Genomic DNA, 17,933 nt, shown 5'->3' with positions numbered 1-17,933 from the left:
GTTATCGTAAGCGCCCACGCGCCAGATTGAGCCGCGTCTCGCTGATCTGAGCCGCGTTCTGACTGACGTGGCAGTGGGTAATGGCGATAGCCAACGCATCCGCCGCGTCCGCCTGGGGGTTGGCGGGAAGCTTAAGCAGCGTGCGCACCATGTGCTGCACCTGGCTTTTTTCCGCGCTGCCGATGCCGACAACGGTTTGCTTAACCTGCCTCGCGGCATACTCGAACACCGGCAGGTCCTGATTCGTCGCCGCGACAATCGCCACGCCGCGCGCCTGCCCCAGCTTCAGCGCCGAGTCGGCGTTTTTCGCCATAAACACCTGCTCGATGGCGAAATAGTCCGGCTGAAACTGGGTGATAATTTCCGTCACGCCTGCGTAAATCAGCTTCAGGCGCGACGGTAAATCGTCGACTTTGGTCCGAATACAGCCGCTGCCAAGATAGCTCAGCTGCCGCCCGACCTGACGAATAACGCCATAACCGGTAATGCGTGACCCCGGGTCAATGCCGAGAATAATGGCCATCACGCACCTCCGGTTAGTGATTTAACGGTCAGCAACATTAGAGCGTTGCGGCGACCTCATCAGAGATCTCGCCGTTATGATACACTTCTTGCACGTCGTCGCAGTCTTCCAGCATATCGATCAGACGCAGCAGTTTGGGTGCCGTTTCCGCATCCATATCCGCCTTGGTCGAAGGAATCATGGAGACTTCAGCCGCATCAGCCTTCAGGCCAGCCGCTTCCAGCGCATCGCGCACCGCGCCCATCTCTTCCCACGCGGTATACACGTCAATCGCGCCGTCGTCATAGGTCACAACGTCTTCCGCGCCAGCTTCCAGCGCGGCTTCCATGATCACGTCTTCGTCGCCGGCTTCAAAAGAGATGACCCCTTTTTTGCTGAACAGATAGGCTACGGAGCCATCGGTGCCGAGGTTACCGCCGGTTTTGCTGAAGGCATGGCGCACTTCGGCAACGGTACGGTTGCGGTTGTCGCTCAGGCATTCAACCATGACCGCGGTGCCGCCAGGGCCGTAACCTTCATAAATGATGGTTTCCATGTTCGCGTCATCATCGCCGCCAACGCCACGGGCGATAGCACGGTTCAGGGTGTCGCGGGTCATGTTGTTGGACAGTGCTTTATCTACTGCCGCACGCAAACGCGGGTTAGAAGCGACATCGCCGCCGCCCAGACGCGCAGCGGTAACCAGCTCACGAATGATTTTAGTAAAGATCTTACCGCGCTTGGCATCCTGTGCCGCTTTGCGGTGTTTGGTGTTGGCCCATTTACTATGACCTGCCATAAAAAACTCTCCAAAAATGCCTGCTTCCCGCAGCCTTTCGACCTGCAAATGGCTGGGAAGACTAGTCGGCGTTAATTACAAATTCTTCAATCGCCTGCCGGTTACTCCACGACTTGGTCAGGGCGGCGGCTTCTGCCGCATTGACCCAGCGGTAATCCAGATGTTCCGTAAAGACAATCTGGCGTTCATGAGGGAGCGCAAGACAGAACCAAAATTCCGTATTGCGCTCAACGCCCGGCGCGTAGCGATGACGTAAATGAGAAAAAATCTCGAAATCCACCGTGCGCTGACAGTCCATTAAGGTCAGCTGCTCATGAGCAACATCAATCGCGACCTCTTCCTTTACTTCACGCACGGCGGCTTGCGCTGCGGTCTCCCCCGCTTCCAGGCTGCCGGTTACCGACTGCCAGAAAGCGGGATCGTCGCGTCGCTGCAACATCAGCACCCGCTTCGTATCTTCGGCATAAATGACCACCAGAACGGAAACGGGAAGCTTGAATGACATCTTACTTATTCTCCGGAGACTCTTTTGTCTCTTTCGCCACAACCTGAATACCTAACTCACCCAGGGATGTCGGGTTAGCAAAGCTCGGCGCTTCGGTCATCAGACAGGCCGCGGCGGTCGTTTTCGGGAAGGCAATAACGTCACGGATATTATCGGTACCGGTCAGCAGCATGGTCAGACGGTCAAGACCGAAGGCCAGACCCGCGTGCGGCGGCGTACCGTACTTCAGCGCGTCCAGCAGGAAGCCGAATTTTTCACGCTGTTCCTGTTCGTTGATGCCCAGAATACCGAAGACGGTCTGCTGCATGTCGCCATTGTGGATACGGACGGAACCGCCGCCCACTTCATACCCGTTGATCACCATATCGTAGGCGTTAGCGATCGCCGTTTCCGGCGCGGTTTTCAGTTCATCCGCAGTCATGTCTTTCGGCGAAGTGAACGGGTGGTGCATCGCGGTCAGACCGCCTTCACCATCATCTTCGAACATCGGGAAGTCGATAACCCACAGCGGCGCCCATTTGGTTTCGTCGGTCAGGCTCAGGTCTTTACCCAGCTTCAGACGCAGCGCACCCAGCGCATCGGCAACCACTTTCTTATTGTCCGCGCCGAAGAAAATCATGTCGCCATCCTGGGCGCCGGTGCGCTCAAGAATGGCGTCGACGATCTCTGCGTTGAGGAATTTCGCTACCGGGCTGTTGATGCCTTCGAGACCTTTCGCACGCTCGTTGACTTTCATGTACGCCAGGCCTTTCGCGCCATAGATCTGGACGAACTTGCCATACTCATCAATTTGTTTACGGGTCAGCGCAGCGCCACCCGGTACGCGCAGCGCAGCGACGCGCCCTTTGGCATCATTGGCCGGGCCGGAGAAGACGGCAAACTCTACGGCCTTCACCAGGTCGGCAATATCGACCAGCTCCATCGGGTTACGCAGATCCGGCTTATCGGAACCGAAGCGGCGCTCGGCTTCCGCAAAGGTCATCACCGGGAATTTGCCCAGGTCGACGCCTTTCACGTCCAGCCACAGCTGGTGAACCAGATCTTCCATGACTTCACGCACCTGCGGCGCGGTCATAAAGGAGGTTTCCACATCGATCTGGGTGAATTCCGGCTGGCGGTCTGCACGCAGGTCTTCGTCACGGAAGCATTTCACTATCTGATAGTAACGGTCAAAGCCGGACATCATCAGCAGCTGTTTAAACAGCTGAGGAGACTGCGGCAGCGCGTAGAATTTGCCTTTGTGAACGCGGCTCGGCACCAGATAGTCGCGCGCGCCTTCCGGGGTCGCTTTGGTCAGCATCGGGGTTTCGATATCGAGGAAACCGTGATCGTCCATAAAGCGGCGCACGAAGCTGGTGATTTTCGCACGGGTTTTCAGACGCTGAGCCATTTCCGGACGACGCAGGTCCAGGTAACGGTATTTCAGTCGCGCTTCTTCGGTGTTGACGTGATTGGAGTCAAGCGGCAGCGCTTCTGCACGGTTGATGATCGTCAGCGAAGAGGCCAGCACTTCGATGTCGCCCGTAGCCATCTCGCTGTTGACGTTTTTTTCGTCGCGCGCACGCACGGTACCGGTGATTTGGATGCAAAACTCATTGCGCAGTTCGGAAGCCAGCTTTAACGCCTCCGCACGATCCGGATCGAAAAACACCTGCACGATGCCTTCGCGGTCACGCATATCAATGAAGATAAGGCTACCAAGATCACGACGACGGTTGACCCAACCACACAGAGTCACCTGCTGCCCCACGTGGGACAGACGTAGCTGTCCGCAATATTCTGTACGCATGAGATATCCCTTAACTTAGCCGCAGGCGGATTGTTGCCTGCCTCGCAGGCGACGGAGTCGCAGCTTTAGCTGAATGTCACAACTGAATGAAAAAAGGCGGTCATTATAATAGAATTTCCGCCGCACGATAAGCCCGATGCAGTTTGTACGTTGCTTTGCTGTACGCTTATTGCCTGTGCTCACAAAAATTAACAAAAATTGTTACCCATGAGCCGGATCGGCAACGGTATTGTAACGGTCAAACCACAGAAGAAGATACGGGGATACCATGTTAGAACTCAATGCGAAAAAAACTGCGCTCGTTGTCATCGATCTGCAAGAGGGTATTTTGCCCTTCGCCGGTGGGCCGCATCGTGCCGATGACGTGGTAACGCGCGCGGCCCGTCTGGCTGAAAAGTGCCGTCAGCAAGGCTCGCCGGTCATCATGGTCCGCGTTGGCTGGTCCGCTGATTTTGCCGAAGCGCTAAAGCAACCGGTTGACGCGCAGGCCGGCGGGCACGCGCTGCCGGATAACTGGTGGACCTACCCGCAGGCGCTGGGCAAACAGGACGGCGATATCGAAGTCACCAAACGCCAGTGGGGCGCCTTCTATGGTACCGATCTCGAGCTGCAGCTACGTCGTCGCGGTGTTGATACCCTTATTCTCTGCGGCATCTCCACCAACATCGGCGTTGAATCCACCGCGCGTAATGCCTGGGAGCTGGGCTTCAACCTGGTTATCGTCGAAGACGCCTGCAGCGCCGCCTCTGCCGAGCAGCACCAGGGCAGCATGACGCATATTTTCCCGCGCATCGCCCGCGTGCGCAGCACCGAGGACGTCCTCGCCGCCTTATGATTTATATCGGGCTCCCGCAATGGTCGCACCCGAAGTGGGTGCGTCTGGGCATCACCAGCCTTGCAGACTATGCTCGCCACTTTAACTGCGTGGAGGGTAATACGACCCTTTACGCCCTGCCGAAGGCGGAGATTGTCGCCCGCTGGTATGAGCAAACTCACGATAATTTTCGCTTCTGCTTTAAATTTCCGGCCACCATTTCGCATCAGGCCGCTCTGCGCCATTGCGACGACCTGAGCCACGAGTTTTTTACTCGTCTGGCGCCGCTGGAAACGCGTATTGGCCAGTACTGGCTGCAGCTGCCCGCCACCTTTGGCCCCGGAGACCTCCCTGCCCTGTGGCACTTTCTCGATACGCTGCCGACCCAATTCACCTATGGCGTCGAAGTACGGCATCCGGAGTTTTTCGCCAAAGGGGACGCCGAAAAGGCGCTCAATCGCGGGCTGCATCAACGTCACGTGAATCGCGCCATCCTCGACAGCCGCCCGGTGCATAGCGCCATCGCGCGAAATCCGGCCATGATCGACGCCCAGCGTAAAAAACCCAAACTTCCGGTTCATGCCGTGGTCACGGCGGGGAATCCGCTGGTTCGCTTTATCGGCAGCGACGACATGGCCCACAATCACCGGCTGTTTGGCGTCTGGCTGCAGACCTTACCCCAATGGAGCCAGTCGACAACGCCCTATTTATTTCTCCACACCCCGGACATCGCGCAGGCCCCGGAGCTGGTCAGCACGCTTTGGGAAGATTTGCGCCGGGTGATGCCAGAGGTCGGGACCGCACCGTCAATTCCGCAGCAAACCGCGCTTTTCTGATATCCTGCTATGCTAATCGGAGCCATCTGAAAGAGTGAAAGGGAGTTTTTTGTATGGTCAGCGCGCTGTACGCGGTGTTGGGTGCGTTATTGCTAATTAAGTTTTCTTTTGATGTTGTACGTCTGCGCACGCAATACCACGTTGGGTATGGTGACGGAGGGTTTAGCGAGCTGCAGGTTGCTATCCGCGTGCACGGCAACGCCGTTGAGTATGTCCCCATTGGCATCATCCTGCTGCTGTTTATGGAGATGAATGGCGCGCAGAACTGGATGGTGCACGTCTGCGGTATTTTGCTGATTGCCGGACGACTGATGCACTCTTACGGTTTTCACCACCGGCTCTTCAGCTGGCGTCGCTCCGGAATGAGCGCCACCTGGTGCGCCCTGTTGCTGATGGTGCTCGCGAATCTGTGGTATATGCCCTGGGAGTTGGTTTTCTCCTTACATTAGCGCACAATACGCCGTTTTCGTTTTTTCGGGTTTAACGTTATGTCTCACCGCGATACGCTTTTTTCCGCGCCGATTGCCAGCCTCGGCGACTGGACCTTTGATGAACGGGTTGCTGAAGTCTTCCCGGATATGATCCAGCGCTCCGTGCCCGGCTATTCCAATATCATTTCTATGATCGGCATGCTGGCTGAACGCTTCGTTCAGCCCGATACCCAGGTTTATGACCTCGGCTGCTCGCTTGGAGCGGCAACGCTCTCTATCCGGCGTAACATTGCCCACCCTGGCTGCAAAATTGTGGCGGTGGATAACTCTTCGGCAATGGTCGAACGCTGCCGTCGCCACATCGATGCCTATAAAGCGCCGACGCCCGTCGAGGTTGTGGAAGGCGATATTCGTGATATCACCATCGACAACGCCTCCATGGTGGTACTGAACTTTACCATTCAGTTTCTGGCCCCCGATGAACGCCAGGCTATTCTGGATAAGGTTTACCAGGGGCTGAATCCCGGGGGCGCGCTGGTGCTGTCCGAAAAATTCAGTTTCGAAGATGCGCATGTTGGCGAACTGCTGTTCAACATGCATCACGACTTTAAGCGTGCCAACGGCTACAGCGAACTGGAAATCAGCCAGAAGCGCAGCATGCTGGAAAACGTCATGTTGACCGATTCGGTCGAAACGCACAAAGCCCGCCTGCATAAAGCCGGGTTTGAACATGCCGAATTGTGGTTTCAGTGCTTTAACTTTGGTTCACTGGTGGCGGTGAAATCAGAGGAAAAAGCATGATCGATTTCAATCATTTTTATCAACGCATCGCTCTCAGCCCGCTATCTCACTGGCTGGAGACGCTCCCTGCCCAGGTCGCGGCGTGGCAACGGGAAGCTCTGCACGGCAAATTCCGCGAGTGGGAACGGGCCGTAGAGTTTCTGCCGGAGCTGGCCCCGTATCGTCTGGACCTGCTGCATAGCGTCACCGCCGAAAGCGAAACGCCGCTAAGCGAAGGCCATCGGCTGCGCGTAGAGAACCTGCTGAAAAACCTGATGCCCTGGCGCAAAGGGCCCTACTCGCTTTACGGCGTGAATATCGATACCGAATGGCGTTCTGACTGGAAATGGGAGCGCGTGCTGCCGCATCTGTCCGATCTGACCGGGCGCACGATTCTCGACGTTGGCTGCGGCAGCGGCTACCACATGTGGCGCATGATCGGCGCCGGCGCGCATCTGGCGGTCGGGATTGACCCGACGCAGCTGTTTTTATGCCAGTTTGAAGCGGTGCGTAAGCTGCTGGGTAACGATCAGCGCGCCCACCTGTTGCCGCTGGGCATTGAGCAGCTTCCGGCGCTCAACGCCTTCGATACCGTCTTTTCGATGGGCGTGCTGTACCATCGCCGCTCGCCGCTCGACCATTTATGGCAGCTCAAAGATCAGCTGGTCGACGGTGGCGAACTGGTGCTGGAGACGCTGGTGGTCGAAGGGGATGAAAATAGCGTTCTGGTACCAGGCGACCGCTATGCGCAGATGCGCAACGTCTACTTTATTCCGTCGGCCGCGGCGTTGAAAATGTGGCTGGAGAAGTGCGGATTTGTCAATGTGCGGATTGTCGATGTCTGCGCCACCACCACCGAAGAGCAGCGCCGTACCGAATGGATGATTACGGAGTCGCTGGCTGACTTCCTCGACCCCGAAGACAGCAGTAAAACGCTTGAAGGTTACCCGGCGCCGGTGCGCGCGGTGATTATTGCCAACAAACCTGAGACCCAGCAATCGCTGGCGAAAAAGTCAGCCGGGGGCAAATAAAGGTGAAAAAAAGACCCCTGTTGAAATTGCAGGGGCCTGGTACGGGCAATCATCATATTGGGCGACATGATGTGCAGCAAAAAACGGTTTAACTTCTCTGCGCAGAAATGATTTGCTTCATTTCTGCCACCGCTACGCCATTAACGGCATAGCGTGAATATTCATCTGCGTCGGCATCGGCGGACATCGATAATCCGGAATGACGGAAGCGCATTGGCGATGGCACCCAGTGTCCGGCCGAGCTGTGGACCTCTTTGACACCTGCCTGAAGAAACTTCGCCAGGTTGGCCGCTCGAACACCTGCACCAGCCATAATGGTTGGAGTATCCCCCAGGGCAATAAGTTCCGTAATTAATGAAAGACCTTTTTCAGCGCTGGCCTGCTGACCCGATGTCAGGATACGGGCAACGCCGAAATCGGCCAGCGTGCGATAAGCCTGATACGGATCCGCACACATATCAAAAGCCCGGTGGAACGTGACCGCCAGCGAACCGGCCGCCGCCATAATTTTTTGCATGCGCGCGGTATCGACCCGACCATCCACATCTAACACCCCGATGACCACGCCGGGAAAACCCAGCTCCCTGACCGTCGCCACATCGTCGAGCATCGCCGCAAACTCGCTTTCGGTGTAGCAAAAATCACCGCCGCGCGGGCGAATAATCGGATGCACCGGAATGGTCACCGTTTCGCGTACTGTTTTCAGCACGCCCAGCGACGGGGTTAATCCCCCTTCATGCGGCGCGGCGCAGAGCTCAATGCGATCGGCTCCACAGCGCTGCGCCTCTTGCGCACAGGCCATGCTATAACAGCAGACTTCCAGTAGCGTCATTTCCTTCTCCTTTACGCTGCGGGCAACACAGCATGTCATGATTTATCCGTTCAAAAACCGCGTCGCTTCACACTGTTACGCATCAGATTGTTCGCTGGCGACAATTTGCTCAATTGACCACGGGTGAAATTTAATCGTGACGCGGCCATCCGTCACCGCCAGGGTCGGGTTTGGCAGCCGTTCGCGCTCTCCTTTCGGCGAGCTGGTTTTGACAAAAATCCCCGGCTGACTCAATCCCTCATCAGACAGCAGCGCCAGCGCGCGAGCATTGAGCGCATCCGGCTCGCCCGGCAGCACAATCTCAACGTGCTCCCATCCTTCATGCGGATAGCGTTTCTCGCCCGGCCACGGCAGCTCAACCACGCTGAAACGCCAGTGGGCCACCGAAACCGGCTCATCCAGTTTGAACAGGCAGATAGGTCGACCGTTGATCGTGTTTTCCGACAGCAGCGTGCCGCATTGTTCAAAACCGCGACGCCAGCGCTCTGCCGTGGCGTTTTGGTGGCAGCGCAGGGAAATATGGTCGGCATCCAGCGGCGCGATATCCAACCCAAGTCGGTCGGCCAGCCCGCTTAGCGCGTCGGTGAAACGCGGCAGATCCGCGGAAATATCGTTAAGCTCATCAATTTGCTGCCAGTTTGCCATACTGCACCTCAATGCACGTCAAAGGGGGGTAATTTAGCGTGTTTCCCGGCGGCGACCAACCGGGAATCTTCTGTGGGGTTCGCCGAGTGGCTATTCATTAAGCGCGCTGCCCGGCAACGCGCGCACGGTGCTGACGCATGGGCGCAAATGCAGTATACTCCTGCCCTAATTTGTCCACATTCCGGCGCTGCCCCACAGGGGTTATAGCGCCTTAAACGTAAGGTATTCCGGTGAATATTCAGGCTCTTCTCTCAGAAAAAGTCAGCCAGGCCCTGATCGCGGCAGGTGCGCCTGCCGATTGCGAACCTCAGGTCCGCCAGTCAGCAAAAATCCAGTTCGGCGACTATCAGGCCAACGGCGTGATGGCAGTAGCGAAAAAACTGGGTATGGCGCCGCGACAACTCGCAGAGCAGGTACTGTCTCATCTCGACCTTAACGGGATTGCTAACAAGGTTGAAATCGCCGGGCCCGGCTTTATCAATATTTTCCTCGATCCGGCCTTTTTAGCGGAAAATGTGAACAGCGCGCTGGCGTCTGAGCGTCTGGGCGTCGCCCGGCCGCAGGCGCAAACTATCGTCGTTGACTACTCCGCCCCGAACGTCGCCAAAGAGATGCACGTCGGCCATCTGCGTTCCACCATCATCGGTGACGCTGCCGTCCGTACGCTTGAATTCCTCGGTCATAAGGTGATCCGTGCGAACCACGTCGGCGACTGGGGCACTCAGTTCGGCATGCTGATCGCCTGGCTGGAAAAACAGCAGCAGGAAAACGCCGGTGAAATGGCGCTGTCCGACCTCGAAGGCTTCTATCGCGATGCGAAAAAGCATTATGACGAAGATGAAGTCTTTGCCGAACGCGCCCGTAACTACGTAGTAAAACTCCAGGGTGGCGATGCTTACTTCCTGGAGATGTGGCGCAAGCTGGTTGACATCACCATGACCCAAAACCAGATTACCTACGATCGTCTGAACGTCACCCTGACCCGCGATGACGTCATGGGTGAAAGTCTCTACAACCCGATGCTGCCGGGCATTGTTGCCGATCTGAAAGCCAAAGGTCTGGCCGTCGAGAGCGAAGGCGCGACCGTGGTGTTCCTTGATGAGTACAAAAACAAGGAAGGCGAACCGATGGGCGTCATCATCCAGAAAAAGGATGGCGGCTACCTCTACACCACTACCGATATCGCCTGTGCGAAGTATCGTTATGAAACGCTGCACGCCGACCGGGTGCTCTACTACATCGATTCCCGTCAGCACCAGCACCTGATGCAGGCGTGGACGATCGTGCGTAAAGCGGGCTATGTACCGGAATCCGTGCCGCTGGAACATCACATGTTCGGCATGATGCTGGGCAAAGACGGGAAGCCGTTCAAAACTCGCGCCGGCGGTACCGTGAAGCTGGCGGATCTGCTGGATGAAGCGCTGGAACGCGCGCGCCGCCTGGTGGCCGAGAAAAATCCGGACATGCCTGCCGATGAGCTGGAACAGCTGGCCAATGCGGTCGGTATTGGCGCAGTGAAGTATGCCGATCTGTCCAAAAACCGGACCACCGATTACGTATTTGACTGGGATAACATGCTGGCCTTCGAAGGCAACACCGCGCCGTATATGCAGTATGCCTATACCCGCGTGCTCTCCGTCTTCCGTAAAGCGGAAGTTGACGAGCAGGCGCTGGCTGCGGCACCGGTGATCATTACCGAAGCGCGCGAAGCGCAGCTGGCCGCGCGCCTGCTGCAGTTCGAAGAGACGCTGACCGTTGTGGCCCGCGAAGGCACGCCGCACGTCATGTGCGCCTATCTCTACGATCTGGCGGGCCTGTTCTCCGGTTTCTACGAGCATTGCCCGATTATCACCGCCGAGAGCGAAGCCGCACGCAACAGCCGTCTGAAGCTGGCGCAGCTGACGGCCAGAACCCTGAAACAGGGTCTGGATACGCTGGGTATTGAAACCGTCGAGCGGATGTAAGTCGGCGGGGGATTTTGTCGCCCCGGCTAGCCGCGCGCTGCCGGGGAAATGCCTGATGGCGCGGTGCTTGTCAGCGTCTGTCAGGGCGATCAAATCCTGCCTTAGAAGTATTTGCGCAAATACTCCGTCAGACACAATATCGCCATTGCCTGACCATACGGCATCGAAGTCAGCGGGATCTCGCGGTAAAAGTCGAGATTGCCGCCCATCCCGGTCCCAAACGAGGTCTGTAACAGCTCGCCTTCCGGGGAGATATTTTTCACCACCCCGCGAATCGCCTTCTCCGCCACCTCGGCGTACTCCGCCGCGACATAGCGCTTACGCACCGCTTTCAGAATGCCATAGGCAAATCCGGCGGTGGCCGATGCTTCCAGGTACGAGTGCGGATCGTCCAGCAGCGTATGCCACAGGCCGCTGTCATCCTGACATTTTGCCAGCGCGGCAATTTGCGCATTCAGCACCTGGATCAAATAGCGTCTGACGGCGCTGTGCTCAGGTAAATCAACCAGTTCAAGGAAATCGGGGATCACCATCGTCAGCCAGCTGTTACCCCGCGCCCAGCGAGCGCGGGCGAAGTTATGCTGACCGTCATAGCTCCAGCCGTGAAACCACAGCCCGGTTTCCCGGTCCATCAGGTTCTGAACGTGAAGTAAAAACTGATACACCGCCTCTTCCACATACTGCGGACGATTGAGCAATTTACCGATTTTAGCCAGCGGCAGTACGGTCATCATCAGCGTATCGTCCCACATCTGCTGATGGTTCTCTTCCGCCAGCGTGATGTGCTGCATTCCCCCATGCTCCGTGCGCGGCATCTCATGCATCGCCCACTCCGCCCAGCTATCGAGCCAGGGCAGATACTCCGGTCTCCCGGTCTCTTCGTAGCGCCAGGCCAGGGTCAGGAATGGGGCCATGGTATTAACGTTCTTCGTGGTCGCTCCTTCGGCGAAGCGATCGGCAAACCAGCTGTCGATAATATCGCGCATCGCCGTGTCCCCGGTCTGCTGGTAGTACTGATGAATACCGTACAAACCTACGCCATGCGTCCACTCCCAACCGGCCCACCCTTTGGTATCAATGACCCGCCCGTCGTCCAGCCGCAGCAGAAACGTCCCCGCTTCATCGCGAATATTGACCAGATTATGGGTCACTTTTTGGATCAGCGACTGCAGTTCATGGCGGCTAATAAAATGCGCCGGCTGACGCAGTAACGGGCTATGTTTGACAGGCCACACCTTCATCTCTTTACCCTCTGTTGTATGTCGATTTCATTTCAGCACCCTGCTTCAGCGATGGCGCGGCAGGTTTATTGCGGTTCAGATAACCAATATTGTTATTTCCCCACAGCGCGTCGAACGGCATGCCGGCCAGCATCTCAACCACCGCGCGATCTTCCGCTGTCGCCAGCTCTGGCTGTGCGCGGCCCGAGCGACGCATTTTGAGCGTCTCCGCCCGCAGCACGCTATGCGTGGCAAGATTGAGCCTGAAGCGCAGGGAGACGAGGAAACCGCAGGCCAGCACCGCCAGCGTGCCGACGCTCAGGATCAACAGGATGGTATGGCTCACTTCATAGGGCTGGGTCTTCTGCCCGGAAACAAATCCCGAGAGCTGCATAATGATACCCACCAGCATCACCGCGCCGGCCTGAGAGGCTTTGCGCGTCAGCGTCATAATGCCGGCAAAAATCCCTTCACGACGCTGCCCGGTGATGACCTCATCCACATCCGCGATATAGGTGTAGGTATTCCATGGCACATAGTTGATTCCGCCACGCCCAAGTCCCGCGACGGCAGAGATCAACAGCAGCAGCGAGTAGACATCGCTCAGTCCGGCGTAATAGAGAATCGCGTAGGACAGCGAGCTCAGGCCAAACAGCACGACCACCATACGATACGAAGGGGCGGGCCCGAAGCGAATACAGAGCGGAATCATGGCGATGACGGCAATAAACTGGAAGATAGCCATGGTGCCCAGCAGGTTGGACGCCATTGAGGCCTCCTGCATCAGCACAAACACCACGTAGTAGGTAAACACGGCATTAAAGACGTCCTGAGCGATATAGCCGCCAAGGTACATCCCCAGGTGCTGGCGGAAAATCTTAATCCGCAGCGTCGAACTCAGCTCAATAAACAGGCGATTGAGGCTCTGAACCAAAGACAAATTGCGCTTCTCTTCTTCCGCCCGCAGCGCGGCTTCCGACCACTCTTCCCGCGGACGTTCCCAGGTAAAGAACCAGACGAAGGTCAGCATCAGCGCGCACAGCACGGAGAAGACGAGACTTGCGTAGAAAAAGGAAACCGCATTGTCCTTACCAAACTGGGTCAGCAGAATGCCCGGCAGGAATGACGCCAGAATGGCCGACATCTGCGCCATCGAAATACGCGCGCCGGAGAATTTGGTTTTTTGTTTAAAATCATCAGTCATTTCCGGTACCAGCGTTTCATACGGCACCAGAATCATGGTGTAGACGATATCGAACAGCAGATAGGTGAGCAGGTAATACCAGAATCCCATATCGCCAACCCACATGATGGAGTAGCTGAACACGCAGGGGATGCCGAGCAGAATAAAGAACTTACGTCGGCCAAAGCGTTTGCCGAGCCACGTGGTCCCAAAGTTATCGGTCAGAAAGCCCATCAGCGGGCTGATCACCGCGTCCAGCACTCTCGCCGTGGCAAAAATCAATGTTGCTTCAATAGGGGAAAGGCCGCAGAAGGTGGTGTAGAAGTAGAGGAGCCAGGCCGCGGTCAGCGCGGTGGTCCCGGCGCCGAGGAAGTCGCCCGAGCCATAGGCCAGATAATTAACTAAACCGATTTTACGTGTTTTCATCGCCGTAAATCCTGTGTCTTTTTTTTAGTGAACTCCGACAAGCTTTCTGGCTTAGCCAAAAGGGAGTGGATACATGGCTACAGTAGAAGTATGAGAACAGGGTTACCTTTTCGTTTTTGCCAGCTCGCCCCCGTCCATGGCAAAAATACAAAGAGTCGACGAACACGCATCACCTATTTATAAAACAGCATTTCCTTTATAACAAAACGAATGTCCAAAACTAAAATTTGGTCGATGAAAACGTGATTTATCTCCACCAGAAATCAGTCGCTTAATGTGTGATGAACAGGGATTGCGGGAGATAAAAAATGAGAGTAAAGAAAGTATGAAGGGTTATTTCGCGTATCTGAAGGAGGCCTGATGTCCTATTCTCATCTGCTCGTTGCCGTCGCCCCAACGCCGGAAAGCCGCGTGCTTATCAATAAAGCGGTCTCTATCGCACGTCCGCTGGATGCCAAAGTCAGCCTGATCACGCTGGCCACCGATCCGGAGTTATATAACCAGTTTGCTGCGCCGATGCTGGAAAACCTGCGGGACTTGATGCATGAAGAAACGCGAGATTTTCTCTCCGGACTGGCGAAAGAAGCCAATTACCCTATCGACAACGTGACGATTGCCAGCGGCGAACTCAGCCACCACATCAAAGATTTTTGCCAGCAGCATCACGTGGACCTGGTGATATGTGGCAATCACAACCACAGCCTGTTTTCGCGCGCCACCTGCTCGGCGAAAAGCATCGTCGGCAGCAGCGGCGTGGACGTTTTACTGGTCTCTCTGGAAAAAGGCTGACGCCAAAGGCGTCAGCCTGTATCCCGCTTACCGCGCTACGCCAGTTTGGGGAAAGTTGAGACTTTGCGTTGCAATCGGCTCTCCTCACTGCGCGGTTCGATCTGCTGCAAATCGCTGATGAACCGCTCCTGCCAATGATGGATATCGTTATCCTTGATGACCGCCAGCATCTCCGCATGACGCGCAATGCGTTCCGCCAGCGGCATCGTCAGACCACGATCCAGCGCCGCGGCCACCTCATCGCGATCGTAGGGATTGACGATCAGCGCACTGGTTAGCTCATTCGCCGCCCCGGCAAACTGCGACAGGACCAGCACGCCCGGGTTCTGCGGATCCTGGGCAGCAATAAACTCTTTCGCCACCAGATTCATCCCGTCGCGTAGAGGCGTCACTAACCCGACATCGGAATAGCGGAAGATCTTCATCAACAGTTTGCGTTCAAAATGTTGATTCAGGTAGTACAGCGGCGTCCAGCCCAGCTGTCCGTACTGGCCATTGATTCTGCCGCTGGCGGTCTCCAGCTGATGGCGAATATCCTGATAGGCCTGTACTTCGCCGCGGGAGGTTGGCGCAATCTGCGTATAGCGAATCTTGCCATGGTGCTGCGGGTATTTCTCCAGCAGGGCTTCATAGGCGAGAAAGCGCTCCGGCAGGCCTTTAGAGTAATCCAGTCGCTCAACGGAGAAGATATTTTTTACTCCCTTAAGCTCGCTTTTCAGCTGTGCCAGTTTGGGCGGCAGCGGCCCCTTCGCACTGCGCACAATCTCGTCAGGATCGATGCCTATCGGGTAAACCTCGGTGCGGAAATGTTTGCCCCATGCCTCATGGCGTCGGCCATCTCGCGTCACCACCCGGGTCTGCAGCGAGACGCTATCAAGAAACGCCACTCTGTCGTTATCGGTCTGGAAGCCAAGCAGATCGTAGTCACAGAGCTGCTCAAGAAGCTCGGCATGCGGAGGCAGCGCGTTAAAAATCTCTGGCGTCGGGAACGGAATGTGCAAAAAGAAACCGATACGGTTATTGACCCCGAGCTTGCGCAGCTCGCTGGCAAAAGGCAGCAGATGATAATCATGAATCCACAAAATATCATCGGGCTCAATCAGCGGGAGAAGCTTCTTCGCCAGGTTGGCATTAACCCGCAGATAGCCGTCCCATGACGGACGCTGGAAGTCCACCAGATCCAGGCGATAGTGAAATGCCGGCCACAGCACGGCGTTGGAAAACTGGTTGTAGTATTCGTCATGATCCCGTTCATTGAGCGTAAACGAGGCCCAGGTGATATTGCCTCGCGTCACCGTGTTTAGCGGTTTCTGGTCATCGCCAATCTCTCCGCTCCAGCCAAACCATAATCCACCGGCGGCCTTCAGCGCGCCCAAAATGCCCACGGCCAGGCCACCCGCGCTGGCCTTTTTATCATCCGGTGGCGCAATACGATTAGATATTACGACTAAGCGCCCCATAACCCTCCCTCCTGTCATTTTGCGCATCAGGTTGTTGCTTATTATTTGCGATGCTGATTAACCAATGCTGAACGGCCGCGACATCCGGCAGACGCCACTGCGCCTGGGTGTCGCCCTTGCCAACTTTTACCGACATGCCGCCGAGCTGATTCACGACGTTGAACCCGGCTTCGTCCGTCAAATCGTCGCCAACGAATACCGGTTTACGCCCCTGAAACGGCGCCTCCTGCATAAACGTCGCAATCGCTTCCCCTTTATTGACCCCACGCGGCTTAATCTCCACCACGCACTTACCCAACTGCAATGCGAGGATGGGATAACGTTTGACAATCCCCTGCGCCAGCGATAGCGCCGCGCTCTGGTACGTCGGCGCCTGGCGATAATGCAGCGCAAACGCCATGCCTTTGTGTTCCAGCTCACATCCCGGCATCGTCTCCAGCGCCGCCCGCAGCTGCTCATCCAGTTCCCGGAGCAGCGCATCAGGAAGCGTGACGATGTGCGTTTTACCATTGATATCGCGGCGTTCTGCCCCGTGAACACCGGCCAGCGGCAGCCGGTATGGATGGGTAAGCGCATCAAGCTCAACCATTGAGCGCCCTGAAATCAATGCCACCGCCCCACCGTGCTGCTGCGCAAGCTGCCGCAGCGCCTGAAGCGCCGGTGTGGGGATAACAACCTGATCGGGATGAGGTTTGATATCGGCAAGCGTGCCGTCGAGGTCAAAGAAAAATGCATGATGTTCGGTTGGCACAGGCGGTACAGATATCTTGTCAGCCACCCTGTTCTCCTCCTTTCATGGCCAGCACAACGCTGGTTGTTAACGGATTGTTAGCCATGTAAGTATAGACAGTGTGACCGGGATCGCCATTTTTGATAGCTATCGCCAGCGTAGCGGGCGCTGGCGATAATCAGGGATTAGACTAAAAGGTTGGGGGATTATTAAGCAGCCCGTTTTGCTTTTTGTTTATAACGGTCGAAGATAACCGCCGCCAGCAGAATCACCCCGCGCACCACGTACTGAGAGAACGGCGAGATATTGAGCAGGTTCATGGCGTTCTCTACGGTGCCGAGGATCAGGATCCCGGCAACCACATAAGAGATCTTACCGATCCCGCCTTTCAGCGACACGCCACCCAGCACGCAAGCTGAGATAACGATCAGCTCATAGCCAATCGAGGTCATCGGCTGGCCGCTGGTCATGCGCGAGGCGAGGATAATCCCCGCGGCCGCAGAAACCACGCCTGAGATCACGAAGATAATAATTTTGGTCCGCACCACCGGCACCCCCGCCAGACGGGCCGCCTCTTCATTGCCACCGATAGCCAGCGTATTGCGGCCAAAGGTGGTTTTGTTGAGCAGTAAACCAAAAACAATCAGGCAGGCGACGGTCAGCCAGATCGGGGCCGGCAGGCCAAACCAGTTGGCATAGCCTAAGGTAAAGAAGCGCTCATCTTCAATGCCGACCGCCTTTCCGTCGGAGATAATATAAGCCAGGCCGCGCACAATCTGCATTGTGGCCAGCGTCGTGATCAGGGCGTTAATTTTCAGCCGGGCAATCACGAAGCCGTTAACCAGCCCGCTGACTGCCCCCAGCAGCAGACCGGCGGCAATCCCTATCCACATGCTTTCCGTCAGATTAATCACCACTGCCGTCGTTACGCCAGCGCAGGCGATGACCGATGCCACCGACAGATCAAAATCCCCGGACGCCAGGCAAAACAGCATGCCGCAGGCCACCATACCGGACATTGAAATCGCCAGCCCCAGCCCTTTCATATTGATAAACGAGGCAAAATTGGGTACAAAAATCACGCAGCCGATAAACAACACGGCAAAAACAACCAGCATGCCAAACTGATCCCAGATTCGGGCAAAGCTAAACGAACTCTGGCGGGCATTAGGGGTAGTAACAGAGGACATTATTGAC

The 17,933-nt window shown here is 56.4% G+C and carries 18 protein-coding genes; 7 read left to right on the top strand and 11 right to left on the bottom strand.

Going from position 1 to position 17,933, the window contains the following annotated elements; all coding sequences use genetic code 11:
* Nucleotide 1: 1 nt before the first annotated feature.
* The 4 genes from ruvC to aspS all read right to left on the bottom strand — a co-directional run bounded on the left by ruvC (nucleotide 2) and on the right by aspS (nucleotide 3,595).
* Nucleotides 2–523 (bottom strand): crossover junction endodeoxyribonuclease RuvC, encoded by a 522-nt coding sequence (gene ruvC / locus DSD31_RS09295; protein ID WP_004864044.1) that lies wholly within the window; start codon nucleotides 521–523, stop codon nucleotides 2–4.
* A 37-nt stretch (nucleotides 524–560) separates the two neighbouring features.
* A complete protein-coding gene (locus DSD31_RS09290; protein WP_004864047.1) occupies nucleotides 561–1,301 on the bottom strand; it encodes a YebC/PmpR family DNA-binding transcriptional regulator in 741 nt (246 codons plus the stop codon).
* Between the two features lie 61 nt (nucleotides 1,302–1,362).
* The gene (nudB, locus tag DSD31_RS09285) at nucleotides 1,363–1,806 is read right to left on the bottom strand and encodes a dihydroneopterin triphosphate diphosphatase (RefSeq protein ID WP_004864050.1); all 444 of its coding nucleotides are present in this window, start codon (nucleotides 1,804–1,806) and stop codon (nucleotides 1,363–1,365) included.
* 1 nt (nucleotide 1,807) lies between these two features.
* Entirely contained in the window at nucleotides 1,808–3,595 is a 1,788-nt protein-coding gene (gene aspS / locus DSD31_RS09280; RefSeq protein WP_004864054.1) for an aspartate--tRNA ligase, read from the bottom strand.
* Between the two features lie 268 nt (nucleotides 3,596–3,863).
* Between aspS and DSD31_RS09275 the strand changes: the two genes are divergently transcribed.
* From DSD31_RS09275 to cmoB, 5 genes are read left to right on the top strand one after another with little or no spacing between them, the layout of a single operon-like run.
* Nucleotides 3,864–4,430, top strand: a complete 567-nt coding sequence (locus tag DSD31_RS09275; protein ID WP_004864056.1) for a hydrolase — start codon at nucleotides 3,864–3,866, stop codon at nucleotides 4,428–4,430.
* Nucleotides 4,427–5,245 (top strand): DUF72 domain-containing protein, encoded by an 819-nt coding sequence (locus DSD31_RS09270; RefSeq protein ID WP_004864059.1) that lies wholly within the window; start codon nucleotides 4,427–4,429, stop codon nucleotides 5,243–5,245. The genes DSD31_RS09275 and DSD31_RS09270 overlap by 4 nt, the downstream gene beginning before the upstream one ends.
* 53 nt (nucleotides 5,246–5,298) lie before the next feature.
* A complete protein-coding gene (locus DSD31_RS09265) occupies nucleotides 5,299–5,694 on the top strand; it encodes an MAPEG family protein (RefSeq protein ID WP_004864064.1) in 396 nt (131 codons plus the stop codon).
* Between the two features lie 39 nt (nucleotides 5,695–5,733).
* A complete protein-coding gene (gene cmoA, locus DSD31_RS09260) occupies nucleotides 5,734–6,477 on the top strand; it encodes a carboxy-S-adenosyl-L-methionine synthase CmoA (RefSeq protein ID WP_004864067.1) in 744 nt (247 codons plus the stop codon).
* Nucleotides 6,474–7,487 carry a tRNA 5-methoxyuridine(34)/uridine 5-oxyacetic acid(34) synthase CmoB gene (cmoB, locus tag DSD31_RS09255; RefSeq protein WP_071359587.1) on the top strand — a complete coding sequence of 338 codons (1,014 nt, stop codon included), beginning with the start codon at nucleotides 6,474–6,476 and terminating at the stop codon, nucleotides 7,485–7,487. Before cmoA ends, cmoB begins: the two co-directional genes overlap by 4 nt.
* Nucleotides 7,488–7,575: 88 nt before the next feature.
* Here the strand turns inward: cmoB and cutC are convergent, their stop codons facing one another.
* Both cutC and DSD31_RS09245 read right to left on the bottom strand, forming a co-directional pair.
* A complete protein-coding gene (gene cutC, locus DSD31_RS09250) occupies nucleotides 7,576–8,319 on the bottom strand; it encodes a copper homeostasis protein CutC (protein WP_004864073.1) in 744 nt (247 codons plus the stop codon).
* Between the two features lie 75 nt (nucleotides 8,320–8,394).
* Nucleotides 8,395–8,964 carry a VOC family protein gene (locus DSD31_RS09245; protein ID WP_032717090.1) on the bottom strand — a complete coding sequence of 190 codons (570 nt, stop codon included), beginning with the start codon at nucleotides 8,962–8,964 and terminating at the stop codon, nucleotides 8,395–8,397.
* Nucleotides 8,965–9,194: 230 nt separating this feature from the next.
* Here DSD31_RS09245 and argS point away from each other — a divergent pair, with 230 nt between their 5' ends.
* The gene (argS, locus tag DSD31_RS09240) at nucleotides 9,195–10,928 is read left to right on the top strand and encodes an arginine--tRNA ligase (protein ID WP_004864079.1); all 1,734 of its coding nucleotides are present in this window, start codon (nucleotides 9,195–9,197) and stop codon (nucleotides 10,926–10,928) included.
* Nucleotides 10,929–11,029: 101 nt separating this feature from the next.
* On the opposite strand, the gene bglB is transcribed toward argS, so the two are convergent.
* Nucleotides 11,030–12,169 carry a beta-galactosidase BglB gene (gene bglB / locus DSD31_RS09235; RefSeq protein WP_015583999.1) on the bottom strand — a complete coding sequence of 380 codons (1,140 nt, stop codon included), beginning with the start codon at nucleotides 12,167–12,169 and terminating at the stop codon, nucleotides 11,030–11,032.
* Between the two features lie 4 nt (nucleotides 12,170–12,173).
* A complete protein-coding gene (locus DSD31_RS09230) occupies nucleotides 12,174–13,757 on the bottom strand; it encodes an MFS transporter (protein ID WP_048023973.1) in 1,584 nt (527 codons plus the stop codon).
* A 360-nt stretch (nucleotides 13,758–14,117) separates the two neighbouring features.
* Between DSD31_RS09230 and uspC the strand changes: the two genes are divergently transcribed.
* On the top strand, nucleotides 14,118–14,546 hold the full coding sequence (gene uspC / locus DSD31_RS09225) for a universal stress protein UspC (RefSeq protein ID WP_004864087.1): 429 nt from the start codon (nucleotides 14,118–14,120) through the stop codon (nucleotides 14,544–14,546).
* A gap of 35 nt (nucleotides 14,547–14,581) precedes the next feature.
* On the opposite strand, the gene otsA is transcribed toward uspC, so the two are convergent.
* From otsA to araH, 3 genes are all read right to left on the bottom strand, one after another.
* Nucleotides 14,582–16,006: an alpha,alpha-trehalose-phosphate synthase gene (otsA, locus tag DSD31_RS09220; RefSeq protein ID WP_113990998.1), complete on the bottom strand. Its 1,425-nt coding sequence runs from the start codon at nucleotides 16,004–16,006 to the stop codon at nucleotides 14,582–14,584.
* Nucleotides 15,981–16,784 (bottom strand): trehalose-phosphatase, encoded by an 804-nt coding sequence (gene otsB / locus DSD31_RS09215; RefSeq protein WP_113990997.1) that lies wholly within the window; start codon nucleotides 16,782–16,784, stop codon nucleotides 15,981–15,983. The genes otsA and otsB overlap by 26 nt, the downstream gene beginning before the upstream one ends.
* Before the next feature lie 161 nt (nucleotides 16,785–16,945).
* The gene (gene araH, locus DSD31_RS09210) at nucleotides 16,946–17,926 is read right to left on the bottom strand and encodes an L-arabinose ABC transporter permease AraH (RefSeq protein ID WP_032724644.1); all 981 of its coding nucleotides are present in this window, start codon (nucleotides 17,924–17,926) and stop codon (nucleotides 16,946–16,948) included.
* Between the last annotated feature and the right edge of the window lie 7 nt (nucleotides 17,927–17,933).

Origin of the sequence: Klebsiella sp. X13 (assembly GCF_003323835.1) — a bacterium.
GTDB classification, from domain to species: domain Bacteria; phylum Pseudomonadota; class Gammaproteobacteria; order Enterobacterales; family Enterobacteriaceae; genus Klebsiella; species Klebsiella ornithinolytica.
Note: the sequence above shows the minus strand (reverse complement) of the source record. Positions and strands in the feature narration are given on the sequence as shown.

Bases quoted from the DNA above. Each gene is read 5' to 3' on its own strand.
- uspC (WP_004864087.1), top strand. From the start codon at position 14,118: ATGTCCTATTCTCATCTGCTCGTTGCCGTCGCCCCAACGCCGGAAAGC.
- DSD31_RS09230 (WP_048023973.1), bottom strand. From the start codon at position 13,757: ATGAAAACACGTAAAATCGGTTTAGTTAATTATCTGGCCTATGGCTCG.
- cutC (WP_004864073.1), bottom strand. From the start codon at position 8,319: ATGACGCTACTGGAAGTCTGCTGTTATAGCATGGCCTGTGCGCAAGAG.
- DSD31_RS09270 (WP_004864059.1), top strand. From the start codon at position 4,427: ATGATTTATATCGGGCTCCCGCAATGGTCGCACCCGAAGTGGGTGCGT.
- cmoA (WP_004864067.1), top strand. From the start codon at position 5,734: ATGTCTCACCGCGATACGCTTTTTTCCGCGCCGATTGCCAGCCTCGGC.
- cmoB (WP_071359587.1), top strand. From the start codon at position 6,474: ATGATCGATTTCAATCATTTTTATCAACGCATCGCTCTCAGCCCGCTA.
- nudB (WP_004864050.1), bottom strand. From the start codon at position 1,806: ATGTCATTCAAGCTTCCCGTTTCCGTTCTGGTGGTCATTTATGCCGAA.
- araH (WP_032724644.1), bottom strand. From the start codon at position 17,926: ATGTCCTCTGTTACTACCCCTAATGCCCGCCAGAGTTCGTTTAGCTTT.
- bglB (WP_015583999.1), bottom strand. From the start codon at position 12,169: ATGAAGGTGTGGCCTGTCAAACATAGCCCGTTACTGCGTCAGCCGGCG.
- aspS (WP_004864054.1), bottom strand. From the start codon at position 3,595: ATGCGTACAGAATATTGCGGACAGCTACGTCTGTCCCACGTGGGGCAG.
- DSD31_RS09275 (WP_004864056.1), top strand. From the start codon at position 3,864: ATGTTAGAACTCAATGCGAAAAAAACTGCGCTCGTTGTCATCGATCTG.
- DSD31_RS09290 (WP_004864047.1), bottom strand. From the start codon at position 1,301: ATGGCAGGTCATAGTAAATGGGCCAACACCAAACACCGCAAAGCGGCA.
- ruvC (WP_004864044.1), bottom strand. From the start codon at position 523: ATGGCCATTATTCTCGGCATTGACCCGGGGTCACGCATTACCGGTTAT.
- DSD31_RS09245 (WP_032717090.1), bottom strand. From the start codon at position 8,964: ATGGCAAACTGGCAGCAAATTGATGAGCTTAACGATATTTCCGCGGAT.
- otsA (WP_113990998.1), bottom strand. From the start codon at position 16,006: ATGGGGCGCTTAGTCGTAATATCTAATCGTATTGCGCCACCGGATGAT.
- DSD31_RS09265 (WP_004864064.1), top strand. From the start codon at position 5,299: ATGGTCAGCGCGCTGTACGCGGTGTTGGGTGCGTTATTGCTAATTAAG.